We start from the raw sequence: 12,359 nt of genomic DNA on the forward strand, positions 1-12,359 counted from the left end.
GGTTGGTGCCGCAGCTTACTGGCAAAGCGGCGGCGTTGTCGAGCCTGCGGCTCCCTCGTTCCGGCCCCGCAAAGTCGCGAGTACGCACTCGCGACCTGCTCTCTCGACGAATCAGGTCAATCCGACTCCACGACACGCGGTGTGATGAACACCACCAGCTCGCTGCGCTTATCGCGATGCGCGCGATGCGAAAAAAGCGCGCCCAATACCGGTATTTTGCCCAGGAGTGGCACACGCGTCACATCATCGCGGTCATCACTGGCGTCGATGCCGCCGATCGAGACCGTGCCGCCGTCCTCGATCTCCACGCGGGTCTGGACATGCTTGGTATTGATCGCGGGCCCCGCGGCCGTTTGCTCGCCGACACTGTCCTTGGCGACGTCGAGGTCGAGAATCACGCGGCCATCGGGTGTGATCTGCGGCTCGACTTCGAGTTTCAGACTCGCGCGCCGGAACTGCACGCCCGAAACGCCTTGCCCGACCTTGGCCTGATAAGGCAGTTCCGTGCCCTGCTCGACGACTGCCTTCGTGCGGTCCGCGGTGACGACGCGCGGACTCGATACGACCCGCCCGCGCCCCTCGGCCTCGAGCGCGCTCAACTGGATGTCGAGCAGGCGCGTGGCACGCGCAGCCAGGAGCGTCAGGCCGAGCCCGGCGGCTTCGAAGCCCGCAATCGGCCCCGCCGCCAGGTCATAGACCGTGCCGCCCGCCCCAGTGGTGAGCCCGCGGGCCGGGGCTCCATCCGTGTTCACTGGCGTGACGCCGAGGCGTACGCCCAGCTCGCGCGACAGCCCCTCGTCTCCCTCGACGATTCGCGCCTCGATGAGCACCTGACGCGCCGGCGCGTCGAGCCGCCGCACCAGCTCGCCGATCTGGTCCAGCCGCGCCGGCAGGTCGGTGACGAAGAGGAGGTTCGTGCGCGCGTCCGCCACGGCCGCGCCCCGCCTGGAGAGGGCGCGCTGCGCTCCCGAGCCGGTCAGCAAGCGGCGCAGATCCTCGGCGCGCGCGTAGTGCAGCTCGAACGAGCGGCTTGCGAGCGGCTCCAGCTCCGCAGCCCGCGCATGCGCCTCGAAACGCTGCCGCTCGCGCGCCGCAAGTTCCGCGGCGGGCGCGACCCAGATCACGTCGCCAATGCGCGACATCGCGAGCCCATTGGCCTCCAGCAGCAGGTCGAACGCGGTGCGCCACGGCACGCGATCGAGGCGCAATGTGACCTGCCCGCGAGCACGTTCGCTTGCGACGATATTGAGCTTCGTGAACTGGGCGAACGCATGCAGAACGGCAGTGAGCTCCGCGCGCTGGAAATTGAGGGTGATCGGCCGGTCGGGCGGCAAGCCGTCGTTTGCGGCAGACGGGTCGCCAAGGCGCAGCGGCGCACGCAGGGGGACCGACGGCCCTTCGAGTTGCCCGGCTGCCGATGCTTCGCCGCCGGTTTCCTTCGAGCGCTGAGCGGCAGGCGACGTCGCACCCGCGGCGCGATCCGCGTTTCCTGGCGCCCCCTCTTCAGACGGAGCGGCATCGCTGCCTCCCGTGAAGGGATTATCGATCCATTGGGCCGGGCGGGTCGCCTGCGCCTCTTCGGGCAACGGTGTCGCTTCGTGCTGCGCCACCGCCGCCGAAGCACGCACCCACGCCGGCTGCGGCAACGGCACCATGGCGCATGCTGCAACGCTGAAAAGTGGCGCGCCGAGCAGAGTCGCTCCACACCGGATCGCCTTCATTTCGCCGCCGCCGCCCAGCCGAGCACGTGCGTCGCGCCACCCGCAGAAACGACGACGCGCGCCGGCCCGACTTGCACGACGCGCCCGTCGCCGATCGGCCGCCCCGCTTGCGCGGTCAAGACGCCCTTGGGCGTTTCCACCAGCGCGACGATGTGCTGCCGATCCTGGATGATGCCGGCGAGACGCCACCCATCTTTCCCGGCGCCATCCGCGGCGGCGGCGGCGAACGGATCGAGAGACGCAACTCCCGGCACCTTCTCGTCAGCGGATGCCAGAGCAAGCGGCACAGCGGGAAGCGCATCGTAGACGTGCAAAATGGCAGAGATCGACAGTCCAGCTCCAGAGCGCCAGCTCGGTTGGCACCGTGAGCACGGGCTCGCGCGCCAATGCTTCGAGCAACGCGCGCAACTGCGCGAAGCTGCCTTGGGCGACCAGTTTGATCGAACGGAAGGCCTCGGCTCGCGCGCCGCCGCCCGCACCCGGCTCGAGCGCATGCAACACGAGGGCCGCTTGCGCGGCAAGTTGAGAGACGCGGCGAATGTCGTCGGCGGAGTTGCCCTTATACGGCGCACGTGGCGCTGTTCGAGCTGCTGCCCCCCGCAGCGCGGGCAGACGCGCCACCTTTAGCCGGGCGTCGTCAAGACGCTTCTGCGCGTCGGCCAGCGCGGCGCGGGCTCCATGCACGCCAAGCGGATCCCAAACGATGCAGGCGCCGCTCATCGATGCACCCGCGAGCACGGCGATCACCAGCGCGGCTACGAGACGGCGGCGCGGGCTCCATGCATAAAGCATTGACCACACGCGCAACGCGCCCCCTGGGCGGCCCCGAGCCGATCCAGGTTCCCGCTGCTCTCCGGCCGCCGCGGCCATCCTGCTCATTTCGCCTCCTTCACGGCAGATCCCCGCGCAAAGTCGGGCGCCGGTGGTGCGCCCGACTTTGCCACCACGCTCGCGCCCTGCCAGACCAGATGCGCGGCGATGCGAATGGGCCCGCCGTTGTGCGCACTTTCACGTGACGTACCACCGGGAGTCGCGCGCTTGAGTTCGCGCACGCTCACAGCCTTTACATCGGGAAGCGTTCGCAGCCGGCCAAGCCAGGCCGCAGCCGCCGATTCGTCGGCCGCGCTCGCCTGCAGGTCGGTTTCGTCTGCGAACTGCGAGAGCTGCTGCAGGCTCACGCCGGGCGGCACATTGCTCGCCAGTGCATCGGCGAGTGCGAAGAAGCGGACCGTCGCCCCCGCGTGCCTTCGTGCCAACTGCCCGGCGGCATGCTGCGCTTCGCTTTCGCGCGTGAGCCGCTGCGCCTCGGCAAGCGGTGCCTGCCAATGCGCGAACGATCGCACGAGTGCCTCGCGGCGCGCCTCGAGCCCGCTGCGTTCAATGTGTTGCCAAAGCAGGAGACCGAGCGCGCATACACACCCGCCGAGCGCCGCAGCGAACCATTCGAGCAGCCGGCGGCAACGGATTCTGCGGATGGCGCGTTGGCGCCAGGGCAGCAGATTGAATCCGCCGATGGCTCGTCGCGGTGTGCCCCGTGTGGCGCGCGCGAGCGTCATTCCCCCACCCCGCGAAGCGCGAGCCCGAACGCCACCGCACACGCCGGGTCATGCAGGAGCGTTGAGGGGAGCGGCCAGCCGGTATCGGCAAGCGGCCCGCATTCGAATGGCAGGACCGGTGCACCCAATGTGTCGCCGATGTCGGCCAGCGAGAAGTTCGCGCCGCGCAGCATGGCGAGCTCGCCCGAGACCTGCACGCAGCCGGCCTGCTCGCCGCCGACCAGGTCGCGCAACGCCTCTGCGAAAGAGTCATGTTCGAGCGCGGGAAAGCGCATGTGCCGCATGACGGCATCGTCGAAGAGATACCAGCCATGCACGCCTTCCCGGCCGACCCACAGCGCCACCCAAGGCTCCAGCGGCGGCAGTTCGTATGCCGCCGCGAAGCGCATGGCGCGCAACGCGGCGTGCGCCTCGTCGTCCACGGCGCACAACGTGATGCCCGCCATCGCCGCGCATTCGATGCGCGACTCCACATGCTGCCGCGCCGTCGCCGCGATGCTCACCTGCACCTGCGGGCTGCGTGGCGTTGCCGGCAGCACGTTCCAGTCGACTGCCAGCTCGCCGCGCTCGACGCCCGCCACGCGCTCCGCCTCCGCCAGCACGAAGGGCTCGAGTCCGGCGTGGATGCCGGAGTCGTCGATCGTGGCGGCCGGCGCGAGGCGCGCGAGCGGCATCGTCGCGACCAGCGTCGCGCTCGTGGGGAGCGCCATCGCGCAACGCATCGACGCTGCGGCGCTCGCACGCGGCAACTCGCCGAACACGCTGCGCAACGCTTCGACAACCGCCGCACGATCGATGATCTCTAGACCCGCCATCGCCTCGCGCGCGATCTGCGTGCTGGCCAGCCATTCGAGGCGGACCGGCCCCACTCCGACAATGCGCTGGCTCACGACCGCGAGCGAGACGTGACGCGCGCCCAGATCCACGCCGGCCGCATAGCGGCGCGTGCCCAACAACACCGGATTCCCGAACCCCATTGCATTCCTCCCGGACGTCCGCGCGCCGCGAACCGTTCGCAGCGCGTCGATGGGGAAATTGTGCGGACGTGCGCCGCGTGCGAATACTCGGCTTTCCGGCCAACGTTCGGCACGGGCGCTATTCATGTGTGGGGTGCGCGTCTACAGTGACAATATCGACTGATGCCTCGACAACATCGCCGGCAGTAGCGTCGCGTTTGCGCGCTCACACGGAAGCGCCGACGTAAGCATCCCGAAAGCCCGGAAACGGGCGGCGGCTATAATCGCGAGACCGTTTTTCTGGTGTTCGTATGCACGATCAGCTCCCTCCTTCCGTACCGCCTTCCACGCCGCCCGAACCGCCCAGGCGGCGCAAGCGCCCGTGGTGGGCAACGTTGCTGATCGCCTTTTTCGGTCTCATGTTCGCCGGCGTGGTGAGCGTGGCGCTGGTGATCGGCTACGCGCTCGTCGTGGCCACGCCGAACCTGCCGTCGCTCGACGCGCTCACCGACTATCGTCCGAAGGTGCCGCTGCGCATCTATACGCGCGACCACGTGCTGATCGGGGAATTCGGCGAGGAACGGCGCGACGTCGTCCATTTTCGGGACGTGCCCGCCAACCTCAAGAACGCCATCCTCGCCATCGAAGACGCCCGCTTCTACGATCACGGCGGCGTCGACCTCGCCGGCATCGCGCGTGCGGGCATCGTCGCCCTCACCAACGGCCATGCCACCCAGGGCGCCAGCACGATCACCATGCAGGTGGCGCGCAACTTCTTCCTTTCGAGCGAGAAGACCTACACGCGCAAGATTTACGAGATGCTGCTCGCCTACAAGATCGAGTCCCGGCTCTCGAAGGATCAGATTCTCGAGGTGTATATGAATCAGATCTATCTGGGGCAACGTGCGTATGGCTTCGCAAGCGCCGCGCGCGTGTATTTCGGAAAGGATCTGAAAGATCTCACGCTCGCCGAATGCGCGATGCTGGCCGGACTGCCCAAGGCGCCCTCGGCGTACAACCCGGTCGTGAATCCGAAGCGCGCAAAGGTGCGCCAGGAGTACATCCTCGAGCGCATGCTGGAACTGCGCTACATCACGCAGCAGCAGTACGACGAAGCGGCGGCTCAGCCGCTCGTCGTCAAGGGCGCGGGCAAGGAGTTCAGCGTCCACGCCGAGTACGTCGCCGAAATGGTGCGACAGATGATGTACACGCAGTACCGCGAAGAAGCCTATACGCGTGGGCTGAACGTCGTCACGACCATCGACTCGGCCGATCAGGCGCTCGCCTATCACGCGCTGCGCAGGGGACTCATGGACTACGAGCGCCGCCATGGCTATCGCGGCCCGGAGGCGTTCATCGACCTGCCGGCCGACGCTGACGAGCGTGAGCAAGCCATCGACGACGCCCTCGCCGAGCATCCCGACAACGGCGAGCTCGTGGCGGCGGTGGTCACGGCGGCGAACCCGAAGGAAGTGCGGGCGACGTTCATGGACGGCAACACCGCGAGCATCACCGGCGACGGCCTGCGCTTCGCGCAGTTCGCGTTGAGCCCGCGCGCACAGCCTTCGCAGAAGATCCGGCAGGGCGCGATCATTCGCCTGGCGCGCAACAACGCGGGCGAGTGGTCGATCACGCAGTTGCCGCAGATCGAAGGCGCGTTTATCTCGATCGTGCCGCAAGACGGCGCGATCCGCGCGCTCGTGGGCGGCTTCGACTTCAACAAGAACAAGTTCAACCACGTCACCCAGGCGTGGCGCCAGCCCGGTTCGAGCTTCAAGCCGTTCATCTACTCGGCGTCGCTCGACAAGGGGCTCGGGCCGGCCACCGTCATCAACGACGCGCCGCTCTTCTTCAGCGCGGCCGAAACGGGCGGCCAGGCGTGGGAGCCGAAGAACTACGGCGGCGGCTTCGACGGGCCGATGTCGATGCGCACCGCGCTCATGAAGTCGAAGAACCTCGTCTCGATCCGCATCCTCAACCACATCGGCACGAAGTACGCGCAGCAGTACATCACGCACTTCGGCTTCGACGCCGAGCGGCATCCCGCCTACCTGCCGATGGCGCTCGGCGCGGGTCTCGTCACGCCGCTGCAGATGGCCGCCGGCTACTCGGTGTTCGCGAACGGCGGCTATCGCGTGAATCCGTATGTGATTGCCGAAGTCACCGACCAGCGAGGCATGGTGGTCGCGCAGGCGCAGCCGATCGTGGCCGAACAGAACGCGCCGCGCGCCATCGACGCGCGCAACGCGTACATCATGAACAGCCTGTTGCAGAGCGTGGCTCAGCGCGGCACAGGTGCGAAGTCGAACGTCCTCAAGCGCACCGACCTGTCCGGCAAGACCGGCACGACCAACGACTCGCGCGACGCGTGGTTCGCGGGCTACCAGCACACGCTCGCCGCCATCGCGTGGATCGGCTACGACAACCCGCGCAGCCTCGGCGACAAGGAAACGGGCGGCGGTCTCGCGCTTCCCGTCTGGATCGACTACATGCAGAAGGCGCTCAACGGCGTGCCCGAGTACAAGATGGCGATGCCCGACGGCATCGTCACGCTCGGCGACGAGCTCTACTACGCCGATGCGACGCCGGGCCACGGCTTCGTCTCGACCGTGGGCATCAGCCAGGCGGCGCTCGAGGCATCGTCGAGCGGCGCGTCGGGCGAGGCCGGCGCCGATACTGCGGACGCGCCCGCGCCCGAGCACGTGAATGCGAAGGAGAAGGAAGACATCATGAATCTGTTCCGCGGACACTGAAGGGGCCGCCGGAGCCGACACCATGCAAAACGGGCGCCAGCTTTTCAACTGGCGCCCGTTTTTTATGGACTCACGCTTTCGCGCTCAAGGTTCGAACCGCACCGGCTCGCCCGCCTGCTCCGTCGCATAGGCCGTGAGCGCCGAGAAGAACTCGGTGCCCGTGCGCGTGTCGCGCCATTCACCATCGATGAAACGATAGTGGAAACCACCCGCTTTCGCCGCGATCCAGATCTCGCGCATCGGCGGCTGCAGATTCACGATGATCTTCGTGCGATTCTCGAATTCGAGCGTCAGCACATTGCCGCTGCGCTCGAGTTCGATATCGGCGTCGGCCTCGTCCACGGCCCGCTCCACGGCCGCCAGCACGGCCTCCGCGCGGCTCAGGTAGTCACTGTCTGGCATGCTAAACTCCACCGGTTATTCATTCAGGGACAATTATGCGTGTCATTTCACAGATGCGCGCAGCGGCATCCCGCGTTTCGACGCCTCGCGCATGCACGCCCCGCGTAAGGACGCCCCGCGTATCCACGCCCCGCGCGATTCTAGCGGCTTTTGCGATCGGCGCTGTCGCGCTCGCGGGCTGCGGCCAGCGCGGGGCGCTCTACATGCCGAACGTGCCGCCGCTTCCGCCCAAGCCCGATTTCCAAACCACGTCACCGGAAACCGGCGCCGCACCCGCGAGCGTTCCCGACTCTGCATCGGCTCCGGTCGGCACGATTCCGGACACCACGGGCACGCCGCTGTCGTTGTCCCCGGACACGGAACTCAGCACCACGCCAGCGACCACCGGCAGCCAGCAACCGGCTTCCGGGGCCACGCCAACCCAGTAAGATTCCCGCATGACCCAGTCCGCTTTTCACCGTGACAATGGCACGCTCTTCGTAGAAGGCGTATCCGCCGCCGACCTCGCCGCACAGTACGGCACACCGCTCTACGTGTACTCGCGCGCGGCGCTCTCCGCCGCCTGGCACGCCTACGCCGACGCGTGCGCCGGCCGCCGCGCCAAAGTGCACGTCGCGGTCAAGGCGAACAGCAACCTGGCCGTGCTCAACGTGTTCGCGCGCGAAGGCGCGGGCTTCGACATCGTTTCGGCAGGCGAACTGGCGCGCGTGCTCGCGGCAGGCGGTAAAGCGCAGGACGTCGTGTTCTCGGGCGTCGGCAAGACCGCCGCCGAAATGCGCGAAGCGCTCGAAGCGGGCGTGAAGTGCTTCAACGTCGAATCGATTCCCGAACTCGACCGCCTCGACGCCGTGGCCGGCAAGCTCGGCAAGAAGGCGCCCGTTTCGCTGCGCGTGAACCCGGACGTCGATCCGAAAACGCATCCGTACATTTCCACGGGCCTGAAGGCGAACAAGTTCGGCGTGGCGTTCGAGGACGCGCGCGCGACCTATCGCGCCGCCGCTGCCATGGCGCACCTGGAAGTGGTCGGCATCGACTGTCACATCGGCTCGCAGATCACCGAAATCGCGCCGTATCTCGATGCGATCGACAAGCTGCTCGAACTCGTCGACCAGATCGAGGCCGATGGCGTGAGCATCCGCCACATCGACGTGGGCGGCGGCCTCGGCATTCGCTACGACGACGAAACGCCGCCCGACATCGGCGAGTTCGTGCGTACGGTGCTCGACCGCATCGAGGCCTATGGCGCCAAAACGGGCAAGACCCGCGAGGTGTATTTCGAGCCGGGCCGTTCGCTGGTGGGCAACGCGGGCATTCTGCTCACCACGGTCGAGTTCCTGAAGCCGGGCTCGGAGAAGAACTTCGCGATCGTCGACGCCGCGATGAACGACCTCGCCCGCCCCGCCATGTACGACGCCTGGCACGCGATCGAGCCGGTCGTGGAGCGCAATGCGCCGGCGCACACCTACGACGTGGTCGGCCCGGTGTGCGAAAGCGGAGACTGGCTGGGCCGCGCACGCTCGCTCGCGATCGAGCCGGGCGATGTGCTCGCGATCCGCTCGGCGGGCGCCTACGGCTTCGTGATGAGCTCGAACTACAACACGCGTGCGCGTGCGGCCGAGGTCATCGTCGACGGCACGCGCGTCCATCTCGCGCGCGAGCGCGAAAGCGTGGCGCAATTGTTCGCGGGCGAGCGCGTGCTGCCGGACTGAGTATTTCGTCTGCTTGCATGATAAAAAAGCGACGCCGAGGCGTCGCTTTTTTGTTGCCTGGCTTGCGAGCCGTGCGCCTACGCGGCACCCGCGGCCGCCCGCGAGGCCCGCCACCGCGCGAGGAGCCACACGCCCAAGCGCCAGCCCAGCAGGACGAGCATGATCGCGCCGTACAGCTTCGGCAGCACGAGATCGTGCTTGCCTGCCTTCATCCACCAGAAGTGCAGGATCGCCAGCACGCCGATCACATAGACGAGCCGATGCAACGTCTGCCAGCGGCGGCCGAGCCGGCGCGCCATCGCCCGCGTGGAGGTCACGGCGAGCGGAATGAGCAGCACGAACGCCGCGAAGCCCACCGTGATGAACGGCCGCTTGCCGACGTCCTTGAGCATCGCGGCAACGTCGAACCACTTGTCGAACCAGATGTAAGTCGTGAAGTGCAGCGTCGCGTAGAAGAACGCGTAAAGGCCCAGCATGCGCCGGAAGCGGATCAGGACGTTCCAGCCCGTGAGCCGGCGCAGCGGCGTGACGGCGAGCGTGATGCAGAGGAACACGAGCGTCCAGAGGCCCGTGGAACGCGTGATGAACTCGATCGGATTCGCACCAAGCTGGTCCGTGAAGCCGAACAGCACGATGCGCGCGAGCGGATACCACGCCGCGACGAACACCCCCGCCTTCGCCCATGGCAGCCATCGCGGGCCGGTGGCGCTCGCCGCGCGCGTGGCGGCCTGCGCCGCCCTCGCGCGCGGCATGGCACCAGCCTGTGGTGTCGTCGTGGATTCCATCTCCTGCTCCATTTCTGCGTCGGGCATCAAAAGTTCTTGCGCAAATCCATGCCCTGATACATCGACGCGACAAGATCGCCGTAGCCGTTGTACATGAGCGTCTTGCGCTTGGGTTGAAAGAAGCCGTCCTCTCCGATGCGCCGCTCGGTGGCCTGGCTCCAGCGCGGGTGATCGACGTTCGGATTGACGTTCGAGTAAAAACCGTACTCGTTCGGCGCGTACTTGTTCCAGCTCGTAGGCGGCTGGTTCGCCACGAAGCGGATCTTGACGAGCGACTTCGCGCTCTTGAAGCCGTACTTCCACGGCACGATCACGCGCACGGGTGCGCCGTTCTGGTTGGGCAGCACCTGGCCGTAGAGGCCCACCGTGAGCAGCGTGAGCGGATTCATCGCTTCGTCCATGCGCAGGCCTTCGGAATACGGCCAGTCGAGAATCGGCTCGGCGAGGCCCGGCATCTGCGAGGGGTCGGCCAGCGTGATGAACTGCACGTAGCGCGCGTTGCCCGTCGGCTGCGCCCGGCGGATCAGTTCGGAGAGCGAAATACCGATCCACGGAACGACGATCGACCAACCCTCCACGCAGCGGTGGCGGTATACGCGCTCCTCGAGCGGCGCGAGCTTGAGGATCTCGTCGATGTCATAGACCTTGGGGTTCTTCACCTCGCCTTCCACGCTCAGCTTCCACGGGCGCGGCCGCAGCGTGTGAGCATTCTGGGCCGGGTCGCCCTTGTCGGTGCCGAACTCGTAGAAGTTGTTATAGGTCGTGATGTCCTTGTAAGGCGTGACCTTGTCGAGTGCGACGAACTTCGCGTTGGTTTGCGCGCCGAGCTTCTGCGCCTTCGGGTCGCCGGGCGCGTATTCCGCCAGCGCCTGCGTTGCGCCGAACGGCCCCGCCATACCGCCGAGCGCGAGCGCGCCCGCCGCCTGAAGAATGCGCCGGCGTTGTTCGAACACCTTTTGCGGCGTGATTTCGCTCGCTGGGATGTCGTCGCCATTGAGCAAGATCCTGCTGCTCCGCTTGATCCACATGTCGCTGCTCCTGCTTCTTGCCTGGCGTGCTCGCCAGCACATTTGATCGTATCTCTACCCGTCCCGCCGTGCAGCGCACGAGATGGATGGACTGGATGGCCTCAAGCGGGCAAACGCGCAATTCGCGCAAAGCTTCCCGGCCGACGAAAAAAAACCGTCGGAGCGCGAGGCATCCGACGGTTAGTTCGTCGTGCGGGCTAATCCGGTTACAGCTTGCCGTAGCTGTGCAGCCCCGAAAGGAACATGTTGACGCCAAGGAAAGCGAAGGTCGTGACGAGCAGGCCCGTGAGCGCCCACCAGGCCGCCACGCCGCCGCGCAGGCCCTTCATGAGGCGCATATGCAGCCAGGCTGCGTAGTTGAGCCAGACGATCAGCGCCCAGGTTTCCTTCGGATCCCAGCTCCAGTAGCCGCCCCATGCCTCTGCGGCCCACAGCGCGCCGAGAATGGTCGCGATGGTGAAGAACGCGAATCCGACGGCGATCGACTTGTACATGACGTCGTCGAGCACCTCGAGCGTGGGCAGCCTGTCCGCCAGTACGCCGCGCTCCTTCATGATGTACGCGACGCCCACCATGGCCGAAAGCGCGAAGCTGCCATAGCCGATGAAGTTCGCCGGCACGTGGATCTTCATCCACCAGCTCTGCAGCGCGGGCACGAGCGGCTGGATCTGCTGCGCGTCGCGCGAAATCGAGTACCACATCAGGAAGCCTACTGCCGCGCTGATGACCAGCAGCACGAATGCGCCGAGCGCGCGCGTGTTGTAGTGCTTTTCGTAATACAGATAGAAGAGCGCCGTGATGAGGCTGAACAGCACAAAAACTTCGTAGAGGTTCGAGATCGGAATGTGGCCGATGTCCGCGCCGATCAGGTAGGACTCGTACCAGCGCACCATCATGCCGACGAAGCCCATGAGCACCGCCGCCCACGTGAGCTTCGTGCCGATCGCGCCGCCCGTGGCCGAGCGCGAGACGAGGCCGATCCAGTAGAACAGCGTGGCGAGGACGAAGAGCGCGCTCATCCACAGAATCGCCGACTGGCTCGACAGGAAATACTTGAGGAAGAAGGCCTGATCAGCGCGCGCGAGTTCGCCTTGATAGACCTGCAGCGCAAGAAGCGAGAGCACCGCGATGCCGGCCATGAGCAGCCGCGCCGGCTTCCAGCGCCAGCCCAGCACGACGAGCGCCGGCGTCGTGCCGCACAGCACCAGCTTGTCGTAGTAGTTCATGTGCGCGTGATAGCGCGAGAGCGCGAAGCCCGCGCCCGCCACTAGCGCCAGCGCAAACAGCCAGTCGAACACCGAGAGGCGGCGCAGGAAGGGGCGTTCGTCGAACAGGACGTCCGCGAGCGGATCGCGGGCACCCGAGGCATCGCGCGACGCAGCGGCGTTGGCCACACGGCGCGCTTTCGCGGAAGGAGAAACCTGAGACAAGTCCATGGGCTCACCGATG

12 protein-coding genes and 1 pseudogene are annotated in these 12,359 nt (G+C 66.9%); 3 read left to right on the plus strand and 10 right to left on the minus strand.

What is annotated here, in order from left to right:
* Nucleotides 1–116: 116 nt before the first annotated feature.
* From pilQ to pilM, 5 genes are all read right to left on the minus strand, one after another.
* Nucleotides 117–1,655: a type IV pilus secretin PilQ gene (pilQ, locus tag VSR34_RS27260; protein WP_238327968.1), complete on the minus strand. Its 1,539-nt coding sequence runs from the start codon at nt 1,653–1,655 to the stop codon at nt 117–119.
* A gap of 62 nt (nt 1,656–1,717) precedes the next feature.
* Complete coding sequence (locus VSR34_RS27265; protein WP_342964056.1) at nt 1,718–1,975, minus strand: hypothetical protein; 258 nt, start codon at nt 1,973–1,975, stop codon at nt 1,718–1,720.
* Nucleotides 1,976–1,982: 7 nt separating this feature from the next.
* Entirely contained in the window at nt 1,983–2,600 is a 618-nt protein-coding gene (locus VSR34_RS27270; RefSeq protein WP_342964057.1) for a hypothetical protein, read from the minus strand.
* On the minus strand, nt 2,597–3,277 hold the full coding sequence (locus tag VSR34_RS27275) for a PilN domain-containing protein (RefSeq protein WP_051391011.1): 681 nt from the start codon (nt 3,275–3,277) through the stop codon (nt 2,597–2,599). Before VSR34_RS27275 ends, VSR34_RS27270 begins: the two co-directional genes overlap by 4 nt.
* A complete protein-coding gene (pilM, locus tag VSR34_RS27280; RefSeq protein WP_028213322.1) occupies nt 3,274–4,254 on the minus strand; it encodes a pilus assembly protein PilM in 981 nt (326 codons plus the stop codon). The genes VSR34_RS27275 and pilM overlap by 4 nt, the downstream gene beginning before the upstream one ends.
* Before the next feature lie 290 nt (nt 4,255–4,544).
* Here pilM and VSR34_RS27285 point away from each other — a divergent pair, with 290 nt between their 5' ends.
* Nucleotides 4,545–6,986, plus strand: a complete 2,442-nt coding sequence (locus VSR34_RS27285) for a penicillin-binding protein 1A (RefSeq protein WP_342964058.1) — start codon at nt 4,545–4,547, stop codon at nt 6,984–6,986.
* Between the two features lie 84 nt (nt 6,987–7,070).
* On the opposite strand, the gene cyaY is transcribed toward VSR34_RS27285, so the two are convergent.
* On the minus strand, nt 7,071–7,388 hold the full coding sequence (gene cyaY, locus VSR34_RS27290; protein ID WP_028213324.1) for an iron donor protein CyaY: 318 nt from the start codon (nt 7,386–7,388) through the stop codon (nt 7,071–7,073).
* 53 nt (nt 7,389–7,441) lie between these two features.
* Here cyaY and VSR34_RS27295 point away from each other — a divergent pair.
* Nucleotides 7,442–7,566 (plus strand): annotated as a pseudogene (locus VSR34_RS27295) (hypothetical protein); the annotation flags it as partial.
* Between the two features lie 21 nt (nt 7,567–7,587).
* Here VSR34_RS27295 and VSR34_RS27300 read toward each other — a convergent pair.
* Nucleotides 7,588–7,827 (minus strand): hypothetical protein, encoded by a 240-nt coding sequence (locus VSR34_RS27300; protein WP_028231692.1) that lies wholly within the window; start codon nt 7,825–7,827, stop codon nt 7,588–7,590.
* Here VSR34_RS27300 and lysA point away from each other — a divergent pair.
* Nucleotides 7,826–9,097: a diaminopimelate decarboxylase gene (gene lysA / locus VSR34_RS27305; protein ID WP_028213326.1), complete on the plus strand. Its 1,272-nt coding sequence runs from the start codon at nt 7,826–7,828 to the stop codon at nt 9,095–9,097. The two genes, VSR34_RS27300 and lysA, sit on opposite strands and share 2 nt — an antisense overlap.
* Before the next feature lie 77 nt (nt 9,098–9,174).
* Here lysA and msrQ read toward each other — a convergent pair whose 3' ends face one another.
* The 3 genes from msrQ to ccsB all read right to left on the minus strand — a co-directional run bounded on the left by msrQ (nt 9,175) and on the right by ccsB (nt 12,346).
* Entirely contained in the window at nt 9,175–9,882 is a 708-nt protein-coding gene (gene msrQ, locus VSR34_RS27310) for a protein-methionine-sulfoxide reductase heme-binding subunit MsrQ (protein ID WP_342964059.1), read from the minus strand.
* 26 nt (nt 9,883–9,908) lie between these two features.
* Nucleotides 9,909–10,910 (minus strand): protein-methionine-sulfoxide reductase catalytic subunit MsrP, encoded by a 1,002-nt coding sequence (gene msrP / locus VSR34_RS27315; protein WP_342964060.1) that lies wholly within the window; start codon nt 10,908–10,910, stop codon nt 9,909–9,911.
* Nucleotides 10,911–11,116: 206 nt separating this feature from the next.
* Nucleotides 11,117–12,346: a c-type cytochrome biogenesis protein CcsB gene (gene ccsB, locus VSR34_RS27320; protein WP_028213329.1), complete on the minus strand. Its 1,230-nt coding sequence runs from the start codon at nt 12,344–12,346 to the stop codon at nt 11,117–11,119.
* Between the last annotated feature and the right edge of the window lie 13 nt (nt 12,347–12,359).

This window comes from Paraburkholderia sp. JHI2823 (assembly GCF_038900695.1).
GTDB lineage: Bacteria > Pseudomonadota > Gammaproteobacteria > Burkholderiales > Burkholderiaceae > Paraburkholderia > Paraburkholderia mimosarum.

Excerpts from the sequence above, each read along its gene's own strand:
- pilM (WP_028213322.1), bottom strand. The coding sequence starts at position 4,254 with ATGGGGTTCGGGAATCCGGTGTTGTTGGGCACGCGCCGCTATGCGGCC.
- VSR34_RS27285 (WP_342964058.1), top strand. The coding sequence starts at position 4,545 with ATGCACGATCAGCTCCCTCCTTCCGTACCGCCTTCCACGCCGCCCGAA.
- VSR34_RS27300 (WP_028231692.1), bottom strand. The coding sequence starts at position 7,827 with ATGCGGGAATCTTACTGGGTTGGCGTGGCCCCGGAAGCCGGTTGCTGG.
- pilQ (WP_238327968.1), bottom strand. The coding sequence starts at position 1,655 with ATGGTGCCGTTGCCGCAGCCGGCGTGGGTGCGTGCTTCGGCGGCGGTG.
- cyaY (WP_028213324.1), bottom strand. The coding sequence starts at position 7,388 with ATGCCAGACAGTGACTACCTGAGCCGCGCGGAGGCCGTGCTGGCGGCC.
- VSR34_RS27275 (WP_051391011.1), bottom strand. The coding sequence starts at position 3,277 with ATGACGCTCGCGCGCGCCACACGGGGCACACCGCGACGAGCCATCGGC.
- VSR34_RS27270 (WP_342964057.1), bottom strand. The coding sequence starts at position 2,600 with ATGAGCAGGATGGCCGCGGCGGCCGGAGAGCAGCGGGAACCTGGATCG.
- lysA (WP_028213326.1), top strand. The coding sequence starts at position 7,826 with ATGACCCAGTCCGCTTTTCACCGTGACAATGGCACGCTCTTCGTAGAA.
- ccsB (WP_028213329.1), bottom strand. The coding sequence starts at position 12,346 with ATGGACTTGTCTCAGGTTTCTCCTTCCGCGAAAGCGCGCCGTGTGGCC.
- msrP (WP_342964060.1), bottom strand. The coding sequence starts at position 10,910 with ATGTGGATCAAGCGGAGCAGCAGGATCTTGCTCAATGGCGACGACATC.
- msrQ (WP_342964059.1), bottom strand. The coding sequence starts at position 9,882 with ATGGAATCCACGACGACACCACAGGCTGGTGCCATGCCGCGCGCGAGG.